Annotated in this window: 19 protein-coding genes and 3 pseudogenes; 8 read left to right on the top strand and 14 right to left on the bottom strand. The window is 67.3% G+C overall.

Annotated elements, in window-relative coordinates; all coding sequences use genetic code 11:
• Positions 1-554: 554 nt before the first annotated feature.
• Positions 555-854 carry a hypothetical protein gene (locus A4R44_RS42485; protein WP_157905150.1) on the bottom strand — a complete coding sequence of 100 codons (300 nt, stop codon included), beginning with the start codon at positions 852-854 and terminating at the stop codon, positions 555-557.
• A gap of 882 nt (positions 855-1736) precedes the next feature.
• Between A4R44_RS42485 and A4R44_RS52910 the strand changes: the two are divergent.
• Positions 1737-2282, top strand: a pseudogene (locus A4R44_RS52910) (pentapeptide repeat-containing protein); the annotation flags it as partial.
• A 551-nt stretch (positions 2283-2833) separates the two neighbouring features.
• Here A4R44_RS52910 and A4R44_RS42475 read toward each other — a convergent pair.
• The 4 genes from A4R44_RS42475 to A4R44_RS42460 all read right to left on the bottom strand — a co-directional run bounded on the left by A4R44_RS42475 (position 2834) and on the right by A4R44_RS42460 (position 5512).
• A complete protein-coding gene (locus tag A4R44_RS42475; protein ID WP_232792037.1) occupies positions 2834-3205 on the bottom strand; it encodes an AbrB/MazE/SpoVT family DNA-binding domain-containing protein in 372 nt (123 codons plus the stop codon).
• A 333-nt stretch (positions 3206-3538) separates the two neighbouring features.
• Positions 3539-3841 carry a colicin immunity domain-containing protein gene (locus A4R44_RS42470; protein WP_067594576.1) on the bottom strand — a complete coding sequence of 101 codons (303 nt, stop codon included), beginning with the start codon at positions 3839-3841 and terminating at the stop codon, positions 3539-3541.
• A gap of 1 nt (position 3842) precedes the next feature.
• Positions 3843-5219, bottom strand: a complete 1377-nt coding sequence (locus tag A4R44_RS42465) for a colicin D domain-containing protein (protein ID WP_067594573.1) — start codon at positions 5217-5219, stop codon at positions 3843-3845.
• Positions 5219-5512, bottom strand: coding sequence for a WXG100 family type VII secretion target (locus A4R44_RS42460; RefSeq protein WP_067594570.1), 294 nt, complete (start codon positions 5510-5512; stop codon positions 5219-5221). Before A4R44_RS42460 ends, A4R44_RS42465 begins: the two co-directional genes overlap by 1 nt.
• Before the next feature lie 942 nt (positions 5513-6454).
• Between A4R44_RS42460 and A4R44_RS42455 the strand changes: the two genes are divergently transcribed.
• A complete protein-coding gene (locus A4R44_RS42455) occupies positions 6455-7486 on the top strand; it encodes a beta family protein (RefSeq protein WP_157905149.1) in 1032 nt (343 codons plus the stop codon).
• Here A4R44_RS42455 and A4R44_RS42450 read toward each other — a convergent pair.
• Positions 7452-8015, bottom strand: a complete 564-nt coding sequence (locus tag A4R44_RS42450; protein ID WP_067594564.1) for a sce7726 family protein — start codon at positions 8013-8015, stop codon at positions 7452-7454. The genes A4R44_RS42455 and A4R44_RS42450 overlap by 35 nt on opposite strands.
• A 744-nt stretch (positions 8016-8759) precedes the next feature.
• On the opposite strand from A4R44_RS42450, the gene A4R44_RS42445 reads away from it, so the two are divergent.
• Complete coding sequence (locus A4R44_RS42445; RefSeq protein ID WP_157905148.1) at positions 8760-9605, top strand: transcriptional regulator; 846 nt, start codon at positions 8760-8762, stop codon at positions 9603-9605.
• A gap of 13 nt (positions 9606-9618) precedes the next feature.
• Here the strand turns inward: A4R44_RS42445 and A4R44_RS47090 are convergent.
• Positions 9619-9810 (bottom strand): annotated as a pseudogene (locus A4R44_RS47090) (HAD hydrolase-like protein); the annotation flags it as partial.
• Between the two features lie 596 nt (positions 9811-10406).
• On the opposite strand from A4R44_RS47090, the gene A4R44_RS42440 reads away from it, so the two are divergent.
• From A4R44_RS42440 to A4R44_RS42430, 3 genes are all read left to right on the top strand, one after another.
• Complete coding sequence (locus A4R44_RS42440; RefSeq protein ID WP_095213972.1) at positions 10407-11153, top strand: transcriptional regulator; 747 nt, start codon at positions 10407-10409, stop codon at positions 11151-11153.
• Positions 11154-11436: 283 nt separating this feature from the next.
• Positions 11437-11928, top strand: a complete 492-nt coding sequence (locus tag A4R44_RS42435) for a 5-formyltetrahydrofolate cyclo-ligase (protein WP_232792036.1) — start codon at positions 11437-11439, stop codon at positions 11926-11928.
• 760 nt (positions 11929-12688) lie between these two features.
• Positions 12689-14467, top strand: a complete 1779-nt coding sequence (locus A4R44_RS42430; protein ID WP_198545659.1) for a hypothetical protein — start codon at positions 12689-12691, stop codon at positions 14465-14467.
• A 123-nt stretch (positions 14468-14590) separates the two neighbouring features.
• Here the strand turns inward: A4R44_RS42430 and A4R44_RS48685 are convergent, their stop codons facing one another.
• A complete protein-coding gene (locus A4R44_RS48685) occupies positions 14591-14755 on the bottom strand; it encodes a hypothetical protein (RefSeq protein WP_157905147.1) in 165 nt (54 codons plus the stop codon).
• Between the two features lie 906 nt (positions 14756-15661).
• On the opposite strand from A4R44_RS48685, the gene A4R44_RS42420 reads away from it, so the two are divergent.
• Both A4R44_RS42420 and A4R44_RS42415 read left to right on the top strand, forming a co-directional pair.
• Positions 15662-16255 (top strand): hypothetical protein, encoded by a 594-nt coding sequence (locus A4R44_RS42420; protein WP_067594552.1) that lies wholly within the window; start codon positions 15662-15664, stop codon positions 16253-16255.
• A 102-nt stretch (positions 16256-16357) separates the two neighbouring features.
• Positions 16358-16873, top strand: coding sequence for a hypothetical protein (locus A4R44_RS42415; RefSeq protein WP_067594549.1), 516 nt, complete (start codon positions 16358-16360; stop codon positions 16871-16873).
• A 214-nt stretch (positions 16874-17087) separates the two neighbouring features.
• Here A4R44_RS42415 and A4R44_RS42410 read toward each other — a convergent pair whose 3' ends face one another.
• The 6 genes and pseudogenes from A4R44_RS42410 to A4R44_RS48680 all read right to left on the bottom strand — a co-directional run bounded on the left by A4R44_RS42410 (position 17088) and on the right by A4R44_RS48680 (position 20082).
• Complete coding sequence (locus A4R44_RS42410; protein ID WP_157905146.1) at positions 17088-17396, bottom strand: integrase core domain-containing protein; 309 nt, start codon at positions 17394-17396, stop codon at positions 17088-17090.
• A gap of 7 nt (positions 17397-17403) precedes the next feature.
• Positions 17404-18369 (bottom strand): annotated as a pseudogene (locus tag A4R44_RS42405) (IS30 family transposase); the annotation flags it as partial.
• On the bottom strand, positions 18311-18904 hold the full coding sequence (locus A4R44_RS42400; RefSeq protein WP_067594544.1) for a hypothetical protein: 594 nt from the start codon (positions 18902-18904) through the stop codon (positions 18311-18313). The gene A4R44_RS42400 and the pseudogene A4R44_RS42405, both read right to left, overlap by 59 nt.
• 21 nt (positions 18905-18925) lie before the next feature.
• Positions 18926-19150: a hypothetical protein gene (locus A4R44_RS51575; RefSeq protein WP_232792035.1), complete on the bottom strand. Its 225-nt coding sequence runs from the start codon at positions 19148-19150 to the stop codon at positions 18926-18928.
• A gap of 59 nt (positions 19151-19209) precedes the next feature.
• Positions 19210-19332 carry a hypothetical protein gene (locus tag A4R44_RS51995; protein WP_255366230.1) on the bottom strand — a complete coding sequence of 41 codons (123 nt, stop codon included), beginning with the start codon at positions 19330-19332 and terminating at the stop codon, positions 19210-19212.
• Between the two features lie 579 nt (positions 19333-19911).
• Positions 19912-20082 carry a DUF3558 domain-containing protein gene (locus A4R44_RS48680; protein WP_157905145.1) on the bottom strand — a complete coding sequence of 57 codons (171 nt, stop codon included), beginning with the start codon at positions 20080-20082 and terminating at the stop codon, positions 19912-19914.
• Positions 20083-20673 lie beyond the last annotated feature (591 nt).

Here is a 20673-nt window from a genome sequence, read left to right as displayed (position 1 = left end):
CGTCGGTGGTCTACGCGATCCACTCGGATGGAGAGTGACCTACCGCAACGGCGGCATCGTGCGCGCCGCGACGATCATCACCGCTGACACGCTCCGCAACATGGCCGAGGCCGGTTCGGTCGGACCCGCGTCCCCGCCCGGGTCAGCGTGACCCGATCTGTTCCCGAGGCGCGCGTCCTGCCGATCCTGGGGCATAGCACGGACACTGCAGGACGACTAACACCCAGCAGGTGAACGGGGCGTTTCTTCCGGCGCCGGTCTGGTGGCCACTCGCATGTTCCTGTTGCCGCAGACGGCGGTGAGGAATCGTCCAGCCGTCCGCGTCGGTGACGATCACGTACTTGTTCGCCAGAAATCCTGGGTTGGCTCGATCGTCTGTTTGGACGGGCCGCGACTGAAAACCCTCGCCGTGAGGTTGGCGGTGCCGCGAGCCTGGTTCGGAGTCCTGCGGCGCGATGGCGAACGCGCCGACGCGCGACGAGTTCATGCCTGTGGGTCCTGATCTGCTGCGCAGCACGGTCCACGGCCGCGTGGCCGCCGCCAGCGCGAGTTCCTCACGGCGGCGATGACCTGTCACGCTCGGACGCTCGGGCGTGCCCGGCGGGTTCGCCGGGCAGTCGTCGCGCTTCGTCGCGCAGTCGTCGTGCCGTCGCCATGGCCGGTTCGGGGTGGTCGTCGTCGAGGAACAATCTCAGCAGCGGCACTGCGAGTTCGCGGTATCGGGCGTCAGCTCGCCAGACACAGGCGAGTTCCTCCAGGCCGGCGATCTCGGTTCGGCGATTGCGCAGCATGTCCGCGGCGGCGACAAGCCTCGCGGTCATGCCGTCGGGATCAGCGTCCGGCACGGCGTCCATGCTGCTTCCCACGCCTGCGCCATGCCGATGCCCTGATCCTGAAGATCACCGCAGGCGCGCCGCGGCCGATTTCGTCTTGCCGGTGCTGTGCGTTCGTTGTGCTGATCCGGACACGGGCGCGAGTCCGCTCTCCTGTTCCGGCGGAGTTAGGCGGATAGCGGCGGCCTCGTCGTTACAAGCAACCGGGCCTGGTCGCGGGGCCGACGACGTCGGCCCCGCGACCAGGCGATTCACTATCGGTGATGAGACGAAAAATATTTGTTCCCCGGCTGTTGTGGGAAGGGTGGGCTCCGGCGCGCGGCGCGCTGGTGCTGAGCGGGTGGCGCTGCTGGCCGGGATGGCGGTGCTGTTCGGGTGGGTGGACTGGCTCGCGCTGGGCCGGTGGGCGCGCCCCTTGGCCGTGCCGCTGGCCCTTTTCGCCGCAGCCGCAGCGGGGATCTTCGTCGCGGTTGCGCGCCGGAGGGGAGAGCGGGCGCCGCGGGCGCGGGCGTCGGGGATGAGCTGGTGGGTCGTGGTCGCCGCCGCGGCCGCGGCGGCTGCAGTGGGGTGGCTGGCGACCAAGTGGCTGCTCGGCGAGGCCGACCATGCGCCCAACGCGGACACGAAAGCGTCGGCGAGGGTCGAGGCGATCAAGACCGGGGTCGGGATCGGCGCGGGCACCACGGGCATCTTCGCGCTGCTGCTGGCGGTCCGCCGCCAGCAGCACAACGAGCGCGACGCGACGGAGAAGAACGTCACCGAGCTCTACGCCAAGGCAGCCGAGCAGCTCGGCTCCGCCGAAGCCCCGGTCCGGCTGGCCGGGCTGTACGCCTTGGAGCGTCTGGCCCATGACAACCCGGCCAGCGGCAAGGCATCGTCAACATCATCTGCGCCTACCTGCGGATGCCCTTCACACCACCGGTCGCCCGACCTCCGGCCGGGGCCGACGACGCTCAGGTCAAAGAACACCAGGAGCGGGTGCAGGAACGGGAAGTCCGGCTCGCGGCCCAGCACATCCTCACCAGCCACTTCGATGACTGGAACCGCTGGACGTACTGGGCGGACCTCGACCTCGCCAACGCCCACCTGATCGACTTCGGGTTGACTGTCGGCCTGGTCCGCAACGCCAGCTTCAGCGGCGCGACCTTCGCCGGGCCTGCGTCGTTTTTCCACACGACTGGCGTCGGTCTCGCCCGGTTCGATGATGCGACGTTCCAAGACGGCGCAGTATTCAACGACGCGGTCTTCGGCCGCGGTGCCGAGTTCGGCGGTGCGACCTTCCTCGGCGATGCCCTCTTCGAGCGCGCGACGTTCACCTGCGCCCGCTTCAGCGGCGCGATCTTCGCAGGCGATGTCGCTTTCCCCCGAGCTGCCTTTCGCGACCTCTACGCGTATTTTGACGGTGTCACCTTTGGCGGCCTTGCCCGGTTCGACGGTGCCACCTTCGTCGGCCGCGCTCAGTTCATCGATGCGACTTTCACCGGTGACGTCCGGTTCCACGACGTGCGCTTCGATCTGGGCGAGTTGGTCGTTGGCGACGGCGCGGCGGGTGGAGGGGAGTCGGGCGGGTTTGGGGACTTTGCGGGCGGGGTTGTCGGTGGTGGTGATGAGTCCGTCGTCTTCGGCGTGTTTGTAGAGGCAGCGCAGCGCGGCGATGAGGTGTTCGCCTGCGCTGCGTCCGCCGCGGGCGTTGCGGCGGGCGACGACGTTGGTCTTGGCGTCTTCGAGGAAGTGTTTGGTGTCGGTCGGGGTGGGTTCGTCGAGGCGGCGGTCGCCCCAGCGGTCGAGGATCCGGTTCCAGTAGGAGCCGTAGACGCGGCGGGTGCCGACGGCGACCGCCGCGTCTACGACGGGGATGTAGTGGGCGAAGGTCGGCAGCAGTGGTTTCGCGGCTGGTGTGTCGAGGAGGTCTTGCGGGGTGAGGCCCATCCGGTCGAGCAGGAGCCGGGCCGCGTCGAGGTCGGCGTTCCGGGCCGGTTCGGTGCCGTGGTGTTGGGAGGTCATGCGGGATCACCGTCCAGCAGTGTCGAGTGGGCGTCGGCGAGCAGCCGGTCGAGCTGTGCCGGTGGGTGTGCGAGAAGCACGCCGCGGTCGGGGTGGGCGGAGAGCAGAACGCGGTCGCCGGTGGCCAGGCCGCAGCGGTGTCTTACGGGTGCGGGCAGGCGCAGGTCGCCGTGGCCGGTCATGGCGAGTGTGCCGTTGGGGTCGGCGACGATCACCACGGTTGCGTGAGTGACGTTGACGACCAGTCGTGTCTCGGGTTCCCAGCCCAGAGCGGAGAACACCGTGCGGTCGGCGATCCGGCCGTGGCAGTCGAGGGCCGACAGCCCGTACGCGACGGTGCTGGTGCGCGGGGCAGGGATATCGGGCAACGCTTGCTGGCTGCCGCAAGCGGAGAACGCCTGTCGCGTGCCGATGTGGAGGGGATCGCCACCGGAGCGATCACGGTGCCGGGCATGCCCACCACCGCCGAAGCGGCGACCGGCTGAAGGCCGGTCCGGGGTGTTCAGGCGCCTTCCGGCACCGGTACGTTGTTTGTAGCACGTATGCGACAAAATTGTGTCCGAGGGGCGAGTTGCACGTTTATCCACACGCCTGCACCTGACCCTTTGAACGACGTAGCTTGTCCGCAGAAGCCAGCCCGTCGGTTTGGCCCTGGCCTACCGTCCGCGGAAGCTGACTCCACGGGCAGTAGTGCGCATTGATTATCCGAGCGCGCCGAGCTGCTGCAGGCGTGCCAGTGCGGCGACGGCGTGTCGGCGCAGGGCCTCGTCCAGGTCGCGGCGCTCTGCCGGTGAAGCTTCCGGCGATACGAAGTACTCGTCGACCTCGGAGAACAGTCCGTCAAGGACGGCAAACACGTCGTCGGGGTGCAGAGCCTCGTCGTTCTTCATCAGGTCGAGGTATTGCTGCTCGAACTGGCCAGCGTCGATCGTGCGGTCGACGAATCGTCCGATCAGCTCGCCGTAGTCGGCCGCGTCGCGCTTGTTCTCTTCGGAAGCGCTCATCTCACCCTCCACCCAGGGATCCTCGTTCGACCACGTTGCGAAGCTGCTGGACGTTCAGTTTCCAACCTGTCCAGTATGTTCCATCAGGTCTCAGCACCTCGCAGACGCGGGTGTTCTCGTTGTAGATCAGGATCGCGGGTTCCCCGCGGTAGCGGCCGACGTCCGCCGTCTTGATCGAGTTCGCGGGGTCCTCCGCGAACTTTCGCAGCGCATCCTCATACGCTTTGGCGCCGGCGTTGCTCCAGTTCTGGTCGACGCCGAAGTCCTTCGCGTGTTTGAAGTGGCTCTGCAGCTGGCCTTTCGGATAGTTCGGTTCAGGGACTTCGTGCGCGGCGAGTTCGTCGCTGATTTTCGCCGCGTCGGCGCCTTCTATGTTCGGGTTCGGGGTGCTGCTCATCGCTGTCTGCATGGCGGGCACGACGCCTTGGGTGATGGCGATCGCGCCGCCCGCGGTGATCAGGATGGCTTCGGCTGCGGTGACGACCTCGGCGACTGGGGCGACGAGTGCGCCCGCGGCGTCGACGCCGAACAATTCCAGGCCTTCGATGACCGCGGCGATGAGGACGTCGAGGGCACCGTCGGTGGCGATGCTGCCGATGACGAGGATGACACCGACGACGGCCATGTCGTCGACGACTTCTTTGATCTTGTCCTTGATCTTCTGCTGGGTGTCCACGTTCCAGACGCGGAAGTCGACCAGGCTTTCGCCCAGCTTTCCCAGCACCGCCGGCAGTTCGGCGAGGACCGACTGCGGTCCTGCGGCGCGCTGCCAGAATTGCTCGAGCGCGGTCAGGTCGTCTGAGCTGTTGTTGCCGACCAGGCTTTGCAGTTGGGCGTGGAGGCCGTTGACGAGATCCTGGACTGCACCGCCCGCGTTGCGGCACGCGGTCGCCGCGTCGTCGAGCCGGCCGGTGTCCGCGGTAGGGATGTATTTTTCCAGAAACCCGGGCATCCACCAGGGCGAATCGCCAGCGAGCACCGCGAAGTCGGTGTTTCCCGGCCACTGTTGTGGGGTCAGCGGTGCACGCGGCGGGCCGCCCGGGTTGCCGGGCACGCTTGACTGATCTGCGCCGAGGTGGTTGAGGACGGAGACATCGATGCCCTTGCCGATCGAGCCGAGCAGGTCGAAGGCGGTGCGGAAGCCGTCGTTGACGATCGAGTCCATCGCGGCGGCCCAGCCGTTCTGGTACTGGTGGGCGCCGTCGCACGCCCCTGCGGCACCGGACGCGGCGTCGAGAGCGTTGAGGAAGTTCTGCCGGATCTGTTCCAGGCCGCCTTGGGCGTCGACGAAGTGCTGTGCCACGGAGTGGAAGTCGGAGGGCACGATTTTGACCGGCGTCGACGGCGAGGCTTGAGCTGCGGCTACCGCAGGCGGCATCAGGACGCCCGCCAGATCGAGACATTGGCGTGCACTGCCCGCGCGTGGTTGTCGTGGGTGTTCAGGACGACCTCTCGTACCCAGTGCAGCTGGTCGCGAAGTTCCCGGGCGGAGCGGGACCATTCGTCGATGGCGTCGTGGAAGCGGTCGTGCGCTTCGCCGTGCCAGCTCCGCCCGAGGTCGCGCACGAGTTCTTCGACGCTGTCAAGGTCCTCGGTCGTCACGTCGATGTGCCTGGCGATCGAATCGGCGAGATCGCGGAGCACAGCGAAGTCCACCGTCAGCTGATCCACTGGCCTCTCCCTCGGAAGGTCCGCACCTTCTCCCCGGGCCAGGCTAAACCAGCGAAGGGTCAGCCGTGATGCTTTTCCGTAGTCAGCCCGTAACGCCCGGTATTGTCCGGTTTCTCAAGCCAAGGTGGGCTCGGCGTTCCTGAACTGGTTGCGCCGGCGTCGTGGCGCTGAGCTACCCGGCCACTCGTGTACATCTGGGGCATTGGCCAGGGCAGGGTGCACGGGTTCGCCTGCGTGACGGCCGGGCCGAGTGATGTCGCAACCGGTTCGTCCGTACGCTCGGCCGCGCCTGTCGCGAGTCTGGTCAGCGCTGTCGGAGTGCCCACGGACCGGCCGGATCCGAGGCACTTCACCGCGCAGTGTCTCCAGGCCGGGTCCGGCTGACGTCGTTGTCCGTTCCGCTGAACACCGGCCACTACTCGTCCACAGCGTCCTTATCGGGCGTGCCGCCGCCGGCTTTGCGCTGCACGTTCGGATGAACCATGTCGCGGAAGTGCCTCAGCGCGAGTCCTCAGAGTGCTGAACTGGGGCGATGTCGTGACCGAAGACGATCTTGCTCGCTACTCACATGCTCGGGCTTCGAGACTTTGGCTACGCTGTCCGGCGCTTGCTTGTGGGCACCTGGATGCGCGGGCTGGCTGCAAGGTCCGAAGAGCGATCTCGGCCAGCTTCCGATCAGTAGTCAAGGTGCCCAAGGTTCGTCACGCAAGAGCGCCGGTTCGCCGGATTGAGGCCGAGAGGCGCGCGTTCCCGGACGTCGTCGAGATCTTCGGCGAGCGAGCGGTTCTGCGGAACCCGTGCCCAGCTCGTTCAGCCCTATGAATGGCGGGAGCGCCGTGTGAGCCGAGTTCCATCGCCCCACGATCGGCGGCTTGACATTGCACACTCGGTGTACTCGACTTTAAACAACGGGTAGTAGGGGGTGCAATGGGGGCACTGTATATGCCCATTCTGAAGGGCAAGGGCGGTGAGTTCGAGGCACTTGCCCATATGGCCCGCAGTACGGCGAGCTCAGTCACGCCGCTGATCGAAGCGGTGCCAAAGTCCAGCGCTACAGAACTTGACGTGTCCTGGTTCGTCCGTGAGATCAGGACCGTTTGGCCGCTTAGCGAGATGGTGGTCATCGATCTCTGTCATCTTGGCACCGCCGGTCAGCCAGCGTTGTGGGAAGAGGTGCTCAGCGAGGCTCGGCACTACCAGGCCAAGGTCGTTCCTGTCGTGCATTTCGGTGACGAAGCATCAGTTGTGGAGTTGCTAGGTCGGGCATTGGCTGTGGACAGACGTGGCTGCTGCTTGCGCGTCGACGCGGCGGACCTTCGCGAGGACCCCCAAGACCTCGCCATATGGGCGGCGGACCTGCTCGCTGACCTGCGCATCGAGCCCGATGACGCGGACTTGGTCCTTGACTTCGGCACGCTGAGCGACGACCAGACCGTCTCACGCGCAACTGAACGAGCCATCGAACATCTAGAGCGGCTTCCGCGGCTGGAGCGGTGGCGTTCTGTCGTGGTCGCCGGCGGAGCTTTTCCTGAGAACCTGTCGAAGGTGGATTCGTGGTCGCTGACGTCGTTGCCCAGGCGGGAAGCCGACCTGTGGGCAGGTTTGGCATCGCGGAAGAATTTCTTTCGTCAGCAGCCGGTTTTTGGCGACTACGGCGTGGCCTACCCGCCGCACACTCGCCCAGTTCGGGCCAATCCTCCGCCGAATATCCGCTACGCGGTAGATGGCCACTGGATGGTTTTGCGTGGCAGGAAAAACGACCCGCGAGGAAACGAGCAGTATCGCGAGATCTGCCGGATCATGTCTCAGCTACCGGATTTCGGGGGCGCAGGCCTGAGCTGGGGAGATAAGTGCATCGCCAAGGTCGTCGCCGACGAGATAGGCCCGGGCAATCCCAAAAAATGGCGGGCGTACGGGACGAGTCATCACCTCGAATACGTCACGAGCAGGCTTGCCAGCCTGGGCGCGCCATGATTGCAGCGTGCACGGTTCGCTGAATTTCATCGATCGACATCGTGTCCGCCATGCGCTCCCAGAGCCGAAAGCGAGTCGCCGAAGAAAGCCCTCGATGGAGGCCGCGCAGGCGCAGAGCGGCCATAGCCTCGTCGCGCCAGAGCAACTGAGCGACGGTGTAGGGATCGGGGGACGGATTGCGTGATGCCCCACGTATCGGCTGGAAGGTAATCTGGCCGTCGCGGTCGTCGGCTACCCAGATGCCCCACCACGCGGGCAGCATGGCTGATGCTTTGGCTTCGTGACGAGGTCCGCAGACCAGGGTGGCAAAGTCGAGGACCCGACTGTATCGATCGATCTGGCCTGGCAGCCGGTCAAGCCTGTCGCGGTCGCTCTTGATCTCGAACCCGGCGAGAGTATGCCCGATGACCGCGAGATCGACTCGGGTGTCTCCCAGGCACAGCCCGAGTTCGTCGCGGATGATCGCACCGCTTAGTCTTGTCGACTCGAGGTGTGCGCGCAAAGCAGTCCGGATGTCGCGGTCGTTCACTTGAGCACCATACGTCACATCTGCCCCGCCCAGCCGCTCCCTGAACGCTTCAGGAGTTCGACCCCACGGCAGTGACGCGGCCAACTCGGGCCTCCGAACGCCAGCTGGACAGACAAAGCCTCCCTTGCCTTTCCGCATACAACCATCCGGACGGTTTGCGGCCAAGCGCTGTCGCGACGCTCGCGGCGAGACCCACGGATCGGGCGGCCGTCGTGGCGCTCGATTAACCCATCAGGTTCGTCATTGGCCCGGCAAGAGGTGACCGACTTCGTTCCACTTGGCAGGTCAGACGATCGGTTCCCTGCGGAACGGCAAAGGCCGGTGGCTCTGATCCTCACAAGGATCAGAGCCACCGCCATCGAGACACAGGTTCAAGCCCATAGGGACTTGAACCCCCACGTGTCCGAGGGGGGACTCGAACCCGGAATTGTCGCATCCATGCGCAGGATGCGTGTTCATGCGACGAATTGTAGCTGTGTTCGGCGACGACGCAATCGTGCCTTCGGCCGGGTTGAGCATGGGGCGAGATGTCCATTGTGTTCGTGCGCAGTTTCCCCGGTTGCTGGTCGTCAGTCGTCGGAGTCGTCGGTGTGCGGGCGGGGAGCGCCTGTGGAGGGCGGATGGGGGACGGCGCGCTGCCGCGGTTCGATCGGGTTGCGCTGCGGGCGTGCCGGGGGAGCAGTGCCTGAGGTCGGCTCGGCTGCAGGCGCGTCGGTCGGTCTGGTTGATCGGCCCGGTGCCGGAGTGACCGCACATCGTCTGGAAGCTCGCTACCTGGACATGACGCCGACTCTGCCCGGTCTGATCGTCGAGCTCGCCTGTGCCTCCGCCCAGGGCACAGGCGAGTCCCGTCGTCACGCCAACGGCCTGCTGACCCTGGCGTACCGCGCAGCGGACGGCATGGCGTACAAGTACGGCTTCCGGGATCTCTCCGCGCGCATGATCGACCGGATGCGCGCCACCGCGCTGAAGGCGGAGGATCCGCTGCTCGTCGCTGCTGTGGCGTATGTGCGGACCGAGACGTTCTTCGCGGCCCGGGACCTCGAAACTGCGGCCGGAGCCTTGGTCAGGGCAGCCGACACTCTGCGTGAAGCCGGACCTACTGGCGTGCCGGGTATCGCCGCGTATGGCGCGCTCCACATGCGTGCGGCTGTCGTCAACGGGCGAGCAGGCAGGTCCGACTCGGCATGGAACCACCTCGCCGAAGCACGGCGGGCAGCCGAGCGTGCGCGTGACGGCGTGTACTTCGGCACTGCATTCGGGCCGTCCTCGGTCCGGATCCACGACCTCGCTGTCGCGACCGAGCTGAAGGAGAGCGGCACTGCTGTGGAACGGGCCGGATCTTGGACCCCTCCCGTCCGCCTCCCGGCTGAACGACGATCGCACTACTACATCGAGCTAGCCGGAGCACAGCTCGACATCGGGCTTCACGAGGACTTCTGCCGATCGGTAGAGCTTGCTCGGGAGATTGCACCGCAGCACACACTGGAACATCCCGGGGTGCGGCGGTCTCTGGTCAAGCTGGTGCAGAGCCATCCACGTCCGAGCGCGAATGCGCTCGCCCTCGCGGACTGGGCCCACGTCCTCTGAGGTCCGACGGCTCTCATCCGGCAAGAAGCACCGGCAGTTCGTCGAGAGAGCTGATGACCCAGTCTGCATGCTGGCGCGTTGTCGGGTCGTCAGCCCAGAGATGTCCCCACGGACCGCGCCGGATCAATGCAGTGCGCAGGTCCGCCGCCTTCGCGGGCACGACGTCGTTGTCACGGTGGTCGCCCACGTAGGCAATCTCGTCAGGCGCGGGAATACGTCAGCCGAGGAGCGCCGCTCGCCGGGGGACGCCGTCACCGGGTGTGGCCCTCGCCCCAGGCGGCAGATCGTTCATGGCCCGGTCGAAGCGGAGCGCCAATGAGGCGTTGGGTGCGTTGAGCTGGGGAAATGGGGGATGGGTGTGGGACAACCTGTCGCGAGGGGATGATTCGGATGTCGGCACGGCCGTGGAGCAGTTTCCGTGTCCAGCGTGAGCGCGCTGGGATCAGCCAGGAGACGTCGGCTGGGGGTTGATCGCACGACCGCCGGACGATGGGAACGCGGCGTACAGCCTCCGAATGCGTGGCAGCGTCCGGACCTTGCCAAGAAGAAGCTGTCTGTGAGCTTGACGAGATCCTCAGCGAGACACGGCTGCAAGCTCAGCATACGAAGCGACGCGAGGCCCCGGTCGACGCCCCAGCGTCGACGGGGGCGGTTCTGACCGATCGATCGCCAGCCGGTCGGCTGCGGGCGGAGACTCTGACAATCGAAGCGGACTACGACAGATTGCCGTCCACTAATCTGCTGGGCCGTACGACGAGGCATCTTGGCGAGGTTGTCGTCGCACGCGACACGGTCTCCTCCGTGTACGGGCGTCGAGAGCTGTGGTCGATCGAAGCGGACGCTGCGACGTTGATGGGGCAGCTTGTCTGGGATGCGTCGCAGCGCCGGGACGCCGCGACGTCGCAGGGTTATTTCGAGCAGGCGATCCGCGCTGCGCGCGAAGGCGGCGACATCGCAGCCGAGGCACACGCCACCCTGCGGAGCAGTTATCTGCATCTGTACGGCGTCGGGCCGTGTGCCGACGCCGGGTTGGCCCTGGCGCAGCGCGCGGCGACGCTGGCCCGGCCGGTCAGCGCGGGGCTGTGTGGGCTTGCGCTCCTGCATGCGGCCGAGGCAAATGCGATCCGCAACCAGCGACGCGCGTGCGAGTCGGCGCTGGAGGAAGCTCGCCTGCGATTGAGTCACGCAGGCGAGGGCAGCGAGTACCTGTCGGAGGCGAAGATCGACCGCATGGCGGGCTCCTGTTACGTGTTTCTCGGCCTCGATCAGGCGGAAGAGCACCTGGTCGAGGCAGCCGGTGCGTTGACGTCGCAGGGGAAGTCCCAGGCCATCGTTTTCGGGAACCTGGTGCTGGCCCGGGTGCGCAGGGGCGAGGTCGAGGGGGCAGTCGACGCTCTGAACCAGGCGATCGACAGGTTGGAGGCCACGCGCGGGGGCGGAGGCATCACTCTCGCCTTCAGCGCGGGGCGAGAGCTGCGGCCCTGGCGTCGGCACCCGTCGGTCGCGGCGGCGGGCGAGCGGCTGTTCGCCCTGATGGCGGGCAGGTAGCCGGCTCCGCGCGGTACAACGGAGACGTGCGTAGATACATGCCGATCGATGAAGCCAAACGCGCGGCCCGCGAGAGCGTCTGGGCGGCCCTCGACGCTGCGGCAGTCGACCCGCAGGGTCGCAGCACCGCCGGGCGCATTCCGTCGTTCGTGGGAGCAGAAGCCGCCGCTAAGCGTTTGGCTGCGCTGGGCTTTTGGGGGCAAGCACGGGTGGTGAAGTCGAATCCGGACCGCGCGCAGCTGCCGGTCCGCGAGGCGGCTCTGCGCGAGGAAAGACCGTCTACATGGCCGTGCCCGCGATGGCCAGCCCCAGTCCTTTCTATGCGCTCGACCCGACGCGAGTGGGCCTCGACGCCGCGCGGAGCAAATACGCCGCAGCGGTTGCGCCGACTGTGGGCCCTGAACGGATGGAGCCCGTAGATCTGGTCGTCTGCGGCACCGTCGCGGTCGATCGGCGAGGCACGCGCGTCGGGAAAGGCGCCGGGTACTCGGACCTGGAGATCGCGATCCTGACCGAAGCCGGGCTGATCGGGCCGCGGACGACTATCGTCACCACGGTGCACGATCTTCAAGTCGTGGATGCCGAGCTTCCCGAAACCGAGCATGATTTCAGGGTCGACGTGATCGTGACCCCGGAACAGGTCATCTGCTGCGAACCGCGCAGCCGTCCCGCGGGGATCGTGTGGGCACACCTGAACGGAGAGAAAATCCGGGCTATTCCGGCACTGGCTGCGCGCGCTGAGGCGCAGCGTCCGGCTGATCGGTTTGAGAGATAGGCAGCTCGCCCCGCCCGGAAGGACCTCCGGCGGGTACGGCAACGGGCGGCCGAGGTCCCGACATTGCGTTCCGCACGGGCGATGACCGGGCTGCGGGGGATTTGGCTCCGCAACGAGGTGAGGTGTTGACATCGTCGTCGGCGTGACGGCGGCTCTGAGCACGGCGGGCGACGTTCTGCCTGTCGAGGCACAACACGGGTATTTCGCGGCGACCTTGCCCGCCCGCGTCCGGCACGCGCTCCCGGCGGGCGCCTCGCGGCCTCCAGGCGGGTCCCGGCGACCGCGCCGGAGCGGGACCGGCAGTTGGTGAGCACGGGCGGACCGAGGAGTTCTCCATGCTGGGTTTTCCTCCATCGAATGGCACGCCGGACGACTTTTCCGCATTATTGTCGAAGCAAATGTGCGGATAAACTAAAAACTATTAAAATAAGTCTGACGGCAGGCAAAAAAGGCATCGTAATTGCCCTAATATCTGCCACTCTGCAGTAGATTTCCGGCAAAAGCCAACATTTCAGCCACCTCGGCGTCTGCGTCACTCGGATGCACGCTGGCGGTATGGGTGCGTTTCCCTAGAGTGAAGCCGGGGCCGACTCTCGTTTTCGGACAGGGGGAATCCGCGGCCCCGCACATGCCTGCCGTGTGGCGGGGCGAAGGCGCGAGGGGGAGATGAGTGAGAGTGCGTAGTCAAAGCGCCGGTCATGGACGGCTGCGGCGGTGGCTTGCCGCCACGACCGCGGCACTGGCCGGGCCGGTGGCGGTGATGACAGTCGTGGCCATTAGTGGCCCTCCGGCCGCGCAAGCGGTCGCCCAGGACGGCAAGTCCCCGTTCATGGGTTACAACATGCTCGGAAACAGCAACGGCGAGAGCTGGTCTTCGACGATCGCGAATCTGGCGCGGAACAATCCGGTGCTGGCGTTGCAGGAGTCGGGACCTTCCATGGATTTGCCCGAAAACCCCACCCGGCAGAATTTCCAGCGGATTCGGGTGTCCCGCTCGCAGAATGGGCTGCCCGGCACTGTTACGAGGACAACCTGGGCAAGTGTTACCGGCATGCGCCAGGTCTACTTCCTGCAAACCGATCCTCAACACGACAGCACGACAGGTCAGGATCGGTGGATCGGTGGCCGGGTCAATCTCGCGATGGTCACCGACCAGCGGGCCGATGAGGTTCGGGTGCTGGACAACCCGCTTTACAACCGCAACGACCCGTTCCACCGCTCGGATCGTCCCGTGCTGGGCCTGCGGTTCGGGGAGACGTGGTACTGGAATATCCATGCTCGCAACCAGGCCGATGTGCCGGGACTTCTGGGGGCAGTGCGGAACGTCGCGGCGACCGATCATCGCCGCTGGGTGCTGGTGGGCGACTTTAACGTCAACATCCTGGGCGCGGGCGAGGATGCGGCGCGCGCCAGGCTGGGCTTGGTCTCCGGCGAGCGTCTGATCCGCCCGGACCGGCCGACCTACTTCGGCGGCGACCGGCCGAGCGAGCTGGACTACGCGATCGCGAGCGGCCTGCCGACAGGGTTCTCCGCGACGGTACCGCAGGCGCATAGTGCCGATCACGCGCCAGTGGCGTTCAGGCAGAATCCGCTGCCACATCAGCCGGCTCGCCCGGCCCATCCTTTCCATACCACGATGGCCACGCCCTCGGGAACGGTCATGCAGGTGGCGGCCAACAACACCACGGTGGCCCTGGCCGCCGCCACCTACGGCGGTAACCAGACATTCCAGCAAAACGTGAACGAAAACTCCCTGATATCCCTGCGGAACGACGCAACAGGCGGCTGCCTTGAGGTCGTGTCCAATGCCCGCCGGGACGCTTCCGCCAGAGTCGTGACCGGCGACTGCGCCAGTCTTCAGGCGCAGTGGATCATTCATGCACCTGACCCCGATCCCGCGGAAAACCACGACGACGGCGGCCCGCAGATGTGGGTGAACGCCGCCTTCCCGACGCTCTGCCTGGCCGCGTCCGGCGGCATTGTCACCGCGGCGCCCTGCAGCCAGGACACCAGCCAGCGATGGTGGGACAACCCGGTCCACGTCGACTCCGGTTGGCAGGAGGCCGCCGCGAACGTACGGCTGCAATCCGCCTGGTTCGACGGTCGGCTCAGGCGCCTCGGCGCAGTCCCCGGCACCAGCATCCACACCGCGCAGAAACCGCCCTGGTGGTGGTGGATCTACTGGCTGACCGGCCAGGAAAAGAAGGACTTCGGCTGGACAGTCGAGCGGGCAGGCACCGGTGACAATCTGGTCCGTATCGTCAGCCTGGACGGCGAGGGACGGTGCCTGGGCACCAGCGACGAACACGCTGGACCCGACGCGGTGGTGAATGCGCTGCTGCGCGCATGCGAAGACGACCGCGGCGTCGATGCCGCCGGGCAACGCTGGCTCGCCGAACCCTACGTCGATGGCAGCATCCGGCTGCGCAACGAGGCCAACCATCTGTGTCTGCTCGGCCCGGACGGGGAGTCCGGGCAAGTCCGGGCAACCAGCTGCAACAACATCCCCGCCGAGCGTTGGAACATCGTCAACCCCTGACTGCGGCCACGCCGATCGTGGCCGATGCCATGGCGCCGTCGATGACGTCTGCGGGTTCCCGACCAATCGCGGCCGGGGACCCGCAGACGTTCGCTACTGGGCAACCCCGCGGCCGCTTCGCAATCAGCAGTGGTCTTCGCGGGTCTTCCGGGTGCGGACGGACTCCTCGTGGTCTTCGCGCTCGACAGTCGGAATGTCGCAGCCCTGGCCGCCGCAGCAGGACTGCTGCCGCTCGGTGGCAAGCGCCGCCGGACGCAGGGCCTGCCGGACTTCATCGTCCGCGAACATGTCGACCATGACCTGGGGAGCTGGCGCGGCACCTCGTTACCGGCTGCGGACGAGAAAGCGTCACGGCATCCGCTGCGCGGCAGCTGCGGGACGAACTCGGCCGATCCGCCCCGCCCGACTGCCGACGACGTGGACCCGACTAGAACGACGGACAGGGAGAGCCCGCGTTCTGACCCGCACCCGGCACCGAACGGCGCGGGTCGGCCGAGCAGGGCGGCTCCGGACAACACCGCGTCGACGTTGTCGGCGAGAAAGGTCCGCAGTGCGGCGGGTTTGACGTCGAGCGCCGCCACCTGTTCGGGCCGGAACGCGCCAAGCGGTAGCCGCCGCGAGTCGGGTCGGTGTGTTCCGGCCCAGTCCGCAGCTGTGGGTCCACGCTGATCACCCGACAGGCGAAGAAGCGCTGGACGTCAACCAGGTCGTCATTCCCGTACTCGCCAGGAACACCGGGGCCGACCACTTCGTCGCGGCGTGCCTGGTGAGCCTCGATGCGGCCCGACGATCCGGTGACGAGCTGGAGCGGATCCCCTGGATCGGCTCCGGCGTTGTGCAGCGGCGGGACGGCCATGAGCGGCAAGCGGCGAATCGGCTGCTCTGGCGGTGCTGGCTCGCGTCTCGAAGGGGTGGCTCCGCGCCGCCGGCCCTGACTGGGGCTTGCCTCGACGGCGGCGGCCGATCCGGAGAGTTTCGACCCGTTTTTCACGATTTCCGCAGCGAAATAATCATGGGGTAAGAGAGATTGTCTGCGTCATTGTGTCATGAAACCGGAATTAGCGCGTATCCCAGGGGAAGGGTGATGTGCCATCCGGGTGCATATTCGGCGTTCTCGTTAACAGCGGCGCCGTGGCTGGCGAAACCACCCCGGCGAGGGAAATGTTCTCCGCATCTGTTTTGGGGAGGATGAGAATGGCGACGTGGAAGAGCGCGGTCTCGTGCGCGGTGGCCGCCTGTGCCGCCGCCGCGGCGGTGATGGTGCCGGGGACTGCCCAGGCCCGGGAGGTTTCGGTGACGGTGCCGATGACCGGTCATCGGATCGTCGATACTCGGCTCGACCAGGCCGGCGCCGCGCGTGCCGTTTTGGACAACGGGCAGGTCGTGCGGATTTCGCGAGAGGCTTACCGGCGCTGGAACACGGAAGCGAAATCGGCGCCCGGGAGCCAGGCCGCGCCGCGGCAAACGCTGCCCGGCAATTGCGGGTCCGCCACGATCACGTTCGTCGAGATCGGGGGGAAGCAAGGGCGGATGGCGACCTCCTGGACAGTCGACGAGCCGACCCTCGGGTTCGATTGGATGGTGGATTTCACGGATGACTTCGGCGTCTCGCACCAGACCTGGGGGGAGGTGTTCCACGGGGCCAGCAGCTGGGCCGCGGACTACACTTTCACCGGTGGGGGCGGGCCGACCCGCGCGCAGGTCCGCAGCCCCGAAAGCGCGGTCACGCTGATCAGCCTCATCGTCTGCGTGAGCGCCGGGCCCTCCGAGAGCGCGATCATCGTCTGACCGGCAACACTTGGGGCGGGAGCCCGGGGCGTGTGTCCCCGGCCCCGCCCCGCCCGGTCCGAGAGCGCCGGCACGCCAACCCAGCACGAAGGACTGATACCGATGCGGCACACCGATTCCCGCCCCGCCCGTCCCGGCGCAGGCCTGCCCGGCACCGTCGCCGCCGCGACCGCCGCGTTCGGGCACCCGATCGCGCTTCCGGCCGCCACCGAACCAGGTACGGAGATCAGGGTGCAGATCCGCAGCGGTGACCACGGACCCGAAGCGATCACCTGCACCCTGCCCGCCTCCCGGCTCACCGTCATCACCGAACGCGGTGACCTGCGCCCCCTCGACCTGGCCGAGGCGGCCGCCGAGGCCCTCTTCGCCACCTGGCATTTCGACCCCGCCCACGACGGCAGCCAGGAGCAGTGGCTGCGCGGGCGTCAGCGCGACGCCCACCACTACGCCACCACCGCCGCCCGCAGCCTGCCCGTGGACGGGCAGGACCGCCCCGGGGTCTGCCGCGAACACGACGGCCACGCCGCCTGGTCCGGCACACTCGACGCCCTCCGGATCAGCATCGCCGGACCTGCCGACATCCTCACCGCCATCAGCCTGCGCCTGCACACCCAATGACACCGGCCCCGCGGCCCTTGCAGCAGCCCTGCCCTGCCCAGCGTCGGCGTTGGGCAGCGGGTCGTTCAGCCGCTGACGGGACGACCGTGCGGGATTCGCTTGCAGCGCAGCTTGTGCACACGACGTCACGTCCGCGGTTTCCGTGCTGACGTCGTTGGCAGGAGATGGACGGTCGTGATCAGTGAGGTTTCCCCCGGGAGCCGGTCACCGGGTTTTATGCTGCGTGGNTGTTGCGTGGACGGTAGTTGGTGCGGGTTTCGTGGGGTGTTCGGTAGTCGAGTGTGGAGTGCAGTCGGTGGTGGTTGTAGTAGGCGAGGTAAGCGAAAACCGCTTGCCTGGCTTGGTGTCGGTTGGTCCAGGAGCGGGCGCCGATCTCGGTTTTGAGGGTGGCGAAGAAGGATTCGGCGGCGGCGTTGTCGTAGCAGGACCCGGTCCTGCCCATCGACGGGCGGATGCCGTGTGCGGCGAAGGTGGCACGGAACTCGGCGGAGGCGTATTGCCCGGATTCAATCGGTGGTCGCAACACCGGTTTATTGATGTGAGAATAGTAGGTCGTTCAGTGCTTCGGCGGGAGTTTTCCAGCCGAGTGTTTTGCGGGGTCGGGCGTTGAGGGTTGCGGCGACGGCGTTGAGGTCGCGCCGGTTGCAGCGGGATAGGTCGGTTGCTTTGGGGAAGTACTGGCGTAGCAAGCCATTGGTGTTCTCGTTCGTGCCGCGCTGCCAGGGGCTGTGGGGGTCGGCGAAGTAGATCTGCAGCCCGGTGTCGATGTGAAGTTGTGCGTGCTGGGCCATTTCCGCCCCCTGGTCCCAGGTCAACGATATGCGCAGTTGTTCGGGCAAGGCGGTGATGGTTGAGGCGATAGCGTCATTTACGGCTTCTGCGCCGTGCCCGGCCAGCGCCGGGCCGTTCTTGGCGGGAGGACCGCCGTGCCCGGGCATCGGTGGCAGGTGCAGCAGCATGGTGAAACGAGCAGTGCGTTCCACCAGGGTTCCGATCGCGGAACGGTCCAGGCCGATGATCAGATCCCCTTCCCCGTGACCAGGAACAGCCCGATCCTCGACCTCGGCGGGTCGTTGACTGATCATCACTTCCTTGGTGACGAACTTCTTGCCCCGCCCGCGACTGCGGGCTCGGGGCACCCGCAGCGCGCGACCGGTGCGCAGACACGCCGTCAGCTCGCGGCGCAACACTCCACGGCCTTGAATGTAGAGCGACCGGTAAATCGCCTCGTGTGAGATGCGCATGGCGTCATCATCCGGGAAGCCGAACGGGAGCCGGCGAGCGATTTGCTCGGGACTCCATGCGGTGGCCCAACGGCGGTCCTGGCGAGGTCCGTGCCTGCGACCGATCCAGCGTGTTCGCGGGCTGGGGATCACCCTTCGGCGCCCGCCCGTGACGGCACCGGCGAGCCGGTGCTGAACGTAGCACCGCAGTCGCTCATTCCGGTCCTCCTGGCGTGCGCGCGGACTCTTCGTGGCCGGGCTGGACCGGTGCTGTCGGCGTCGGCGCACAGCGGGTCCGGTTGAGCGACGCGGAGCCGGATGTCGTCATCATGGCCGGCTCGTCGTCGGCGGGGGTGGCCGGAGTTCCGGTGCCATCACGCTGTCCGGTGCTTGTCCTCGTGATCGCGGAGGCAGGCGTCCTTGCGTGATCGGTCTCGGGCAGCAGGCTGGTCATGATGTCGTGCAGCGGCGCCTCGAGTTCCCCGGATTCGCAGCCGAGGGCAAAGAGGGCGGAACATATTCCGGCGCGCAGGTCGTGATCGGTGCAGTAGCCTTCGCGGCGGAGCCGGAGTCCGAGGTCGGCGTATTTCGTCAGGTCTTCGTCGTCGTCCGGCTTGCGCGCGCGAAGCGCTTTGTACCAGAACGAGGCGATGAGCGTCCCTCGGGTGAAACCGGGCGGAACTCGACCGGCGGCGAGCATGAGGTCCGCCGTCTCGGCGGCCGGGAGCAGGTTGCCGGTGTCGGCGGCGTCGACGATGTCTGCGATCAGTTGCATGCCCGTACTCCCGACGAGGTCGTCATAGGTCATCGCAGCGGTCCTTCCGTGAATTCAGACGGTGTTGCGCGGGGCGTGAGCGCGGTCGCTCTCCACGTCGTCGGGCTTGCGCCGGTCGCGAGCGTTCTGTCCGCCGTGCGGGCGGATGGTGACTTTTTCCCGCAGCAGCAGGCGGCGGATGGTTCCGTACGACGCGTCGTACGCGTCCGCGATGTGCTGAATAGCGGAGCCGGATTCGTACTCGCGGACGATCCGCCGGACGTCGAGCTTGCGGCGCACCCCCTGCCGGATTTCCGGCAGGACGGCGCCCTCCTGTCGCAGCAGGCGCCCGGTCCAGCTCAGGAAAGCTCCTGTTCCTTGGCGATCTCGGTGAGCGAGTCGCCGGCCTTCCAGGATTCCAGCATCCTCCTGTTTCGTTCGATGCGGTTCAGGCGACCGTCTTCGGGGTCGGCGTGGCTCATCGCGAGTCGTTCTCTCTTCTGTGGTATTCGCGCTGCGAGCGTCTTCCCCGTGTCGCGGACCCGGAGCGCGAATCGTCCGGCCGGCGCGATCGGTTCTCGTTCCTCGCGCGGTCCTCGGCGTCGGTCGCGGGCGCGGGGTTGTCGTCCGCGTCCTCGTGCGAGGCAGCGTGCTGCTGCGGGTCCGCAGGCCGGGAGACGCCGTGTCCGCCGCGCCGGGCTCGAGGGCGGCGAGGGCGGTGCGGAGTTCGTTGTCGGTCTCCGGCGACGGGATGCGTTGCGCGCGCACGCCGCCGGGGCTCGGGACTGCGGTCCTGATCCCGTGCGACCGCAGCAGCTTGTGCAGGCAGCGCAGGGCGGGCAGGCCGTGGCAGAGCCCGTCGCGGACCGGCGCGGGGTCGCACCCGGCCGCGAGCGCTCCCGTCGCCGCCACGGCCGTCAGCGCGAGCGCGGCGCGGGTCGCGGGTCTCGCCCGGCCTGCCGGATCGCTGGCGGGGCCGGGAGCGGGTGTTTTTGTCGTTGCGGTGCTGGCCGAGAGTCATGGGCGGCGCGGATCTCCTGGTGTCGGGCGGGGCGTCCCGGTCAGTGCCGGAGGTCGGCGAGGATCTGCGCGGCGACGCCGCGGGCGGATTCGCACGCGTCCGTGCCGCCTTTGCGCCCGGGTGACCGGGTGATCGAGACGACCATGGTGTCGCGGTCGCTGGTCCCGGCCGCGATGTCGCATTCGCCGCGGCTGGCCCGCGAGCCGTCCATGCGGCTCCGACAGGACGCGGGGGTTGCCGCCGAGCAGCCCGGACGCTTGCGCCGGGGTCAGGGCTTCGCACGGGCTCTGCTTGACCCGGGCGGTGTTGACCGGGGCCGGGAACCGTCGCTGCCGCCGGGTCGCTGCGCGGCGGCGCGCACCGGGTCCGTGCCGGGATCCTGTGCAGGGCTGGTGTCGTCGGTCATCGGAGTTTCCTTCGCTGTCAAGGTTGTGCGCGGCTTATCTGTGCGGGTTCCGGTGGCCGGATCAGCCGCGGCGCAGGTTGTCCAGCACCTGTGCCGCCACGTCGCGGGCGGACTGGCACGGGTCCTTGTCGCCTTTGTGCGCTGGTGATTGAGTGATCGAGACGTCAACGGTTTCCCGGTCNGTCGCTGGTTCCCAGCGCGACAGTGCATTCGCCGAAACGTGCCCGGGGGTCGTCCGTGCCGTAGGCGACGACGGGGTAGCCGGCGACCGGGTCGAGGGGCAGGAAGAAAGGGTAGACGCCGCCCTTGGCGCGGTAGATCGACGTGAGACCCAGCTTGTCCACGGTGGGGAATACGATCACGACCTGTGCCTGGGAGAACCATCCGCAAGCCGGC

This window comes from Amycolatopsis sp. M39 (assembly GCF_001651785.1).
Classification (GTDB): domain Bacteria; phylum Actinomycetota; class Actinomycetes; order Mycobacteriales; family Pseudonocardiaceae; genus Amycolatopsis; species Amycolatopsis rubida.
This window is presented reverse-complemented; position numbering and strand designations above follow the sequence as displayed.

Coding starts and splice junctions, on each gene's coding strand:
- A4R44_RS42485 (WP_157905150.1), bottom strand. CDS start 854: ATGGACGCCGTGCCGGACGCTGATCCCGACGGCATGACCGCGAGGCTT.
- A4R44_RS42470 (WP_067594576.1), bottom strand. CDS start 3,841: ATGAGCGCTTCCGAAGAGAACAAGCGCGACGCGGCCGACTACGGCGAG.
- A4R44_RS42465 (WP_067594573.1), bottom strand. CDS start 5,219: ATGCCGCCTGCGGTAGCCGCAGCTCAAGCCTCGCCGTCGACGCCGGTC.
- A4R44_RS42455 (WP_157905149.1), top strand. CDS start 6,455: ATGCCCATTCTGAAGGGCAAGGGCGGTGAGTTCGAGGCACTTGCCCAT.
- A4R44_RS42435 (WP_232792036.1), top strand. CDS start 11,437: ATGGCCGTGCCCGCGATGGCCAGCCCCAGTCCTTTCTATGCGCTCGAC.
- A4R44_RS42430 (WP_198545659.1), top strand. CDS start 12,689: ATGACAGTCGTGGCCATTAGTGGCCCTCCGGCCGCGCAAGCGGTCGCC.
- A4R44_RS48685 (WP_157905147.1), bottom strand. CDS start 14,755: ATGTTCGCGGACGATGAAGTCCGGCAGGCCCTGCGTCCGGCGGCGCTT.
- A4R44_RS42420 (WP_067594552.1), top strand. CDS start 15,662: ATGGCGACGTGGAAGAGCGCGGTCTCGTGCGCGGTGGCCGCCTGTGCC.
- A4R44_RS42415 (WP_067594549.1), top strand. CDS start 16,358: ATGCGGCACACCGATTCCCGCCCCGCCCGTCCCGGCGCAGGCCTGCCC.
- A4R44_RS42400 (WP_067594544.1), bottom strand. CDS start 18,904: ATGACCTATGACGACCTCGTCGGGAGTACGGGCATGCAACTGATCGCA.
- A4R44_RS51995 (WP_255366230.1), bottom strand. CDS start 19,332: ATGAGCCACGCCGACCCCGAAGACGGTCGCCTGAACCGCATCGAACGA.
- A4R44_RS48680 (WP_157905145.1), bottom strand. CDS start 20,082: ATGGACGGCTCGCGGGCCAGCCGCGGCGAATGCGACATCGCGGCCGGG.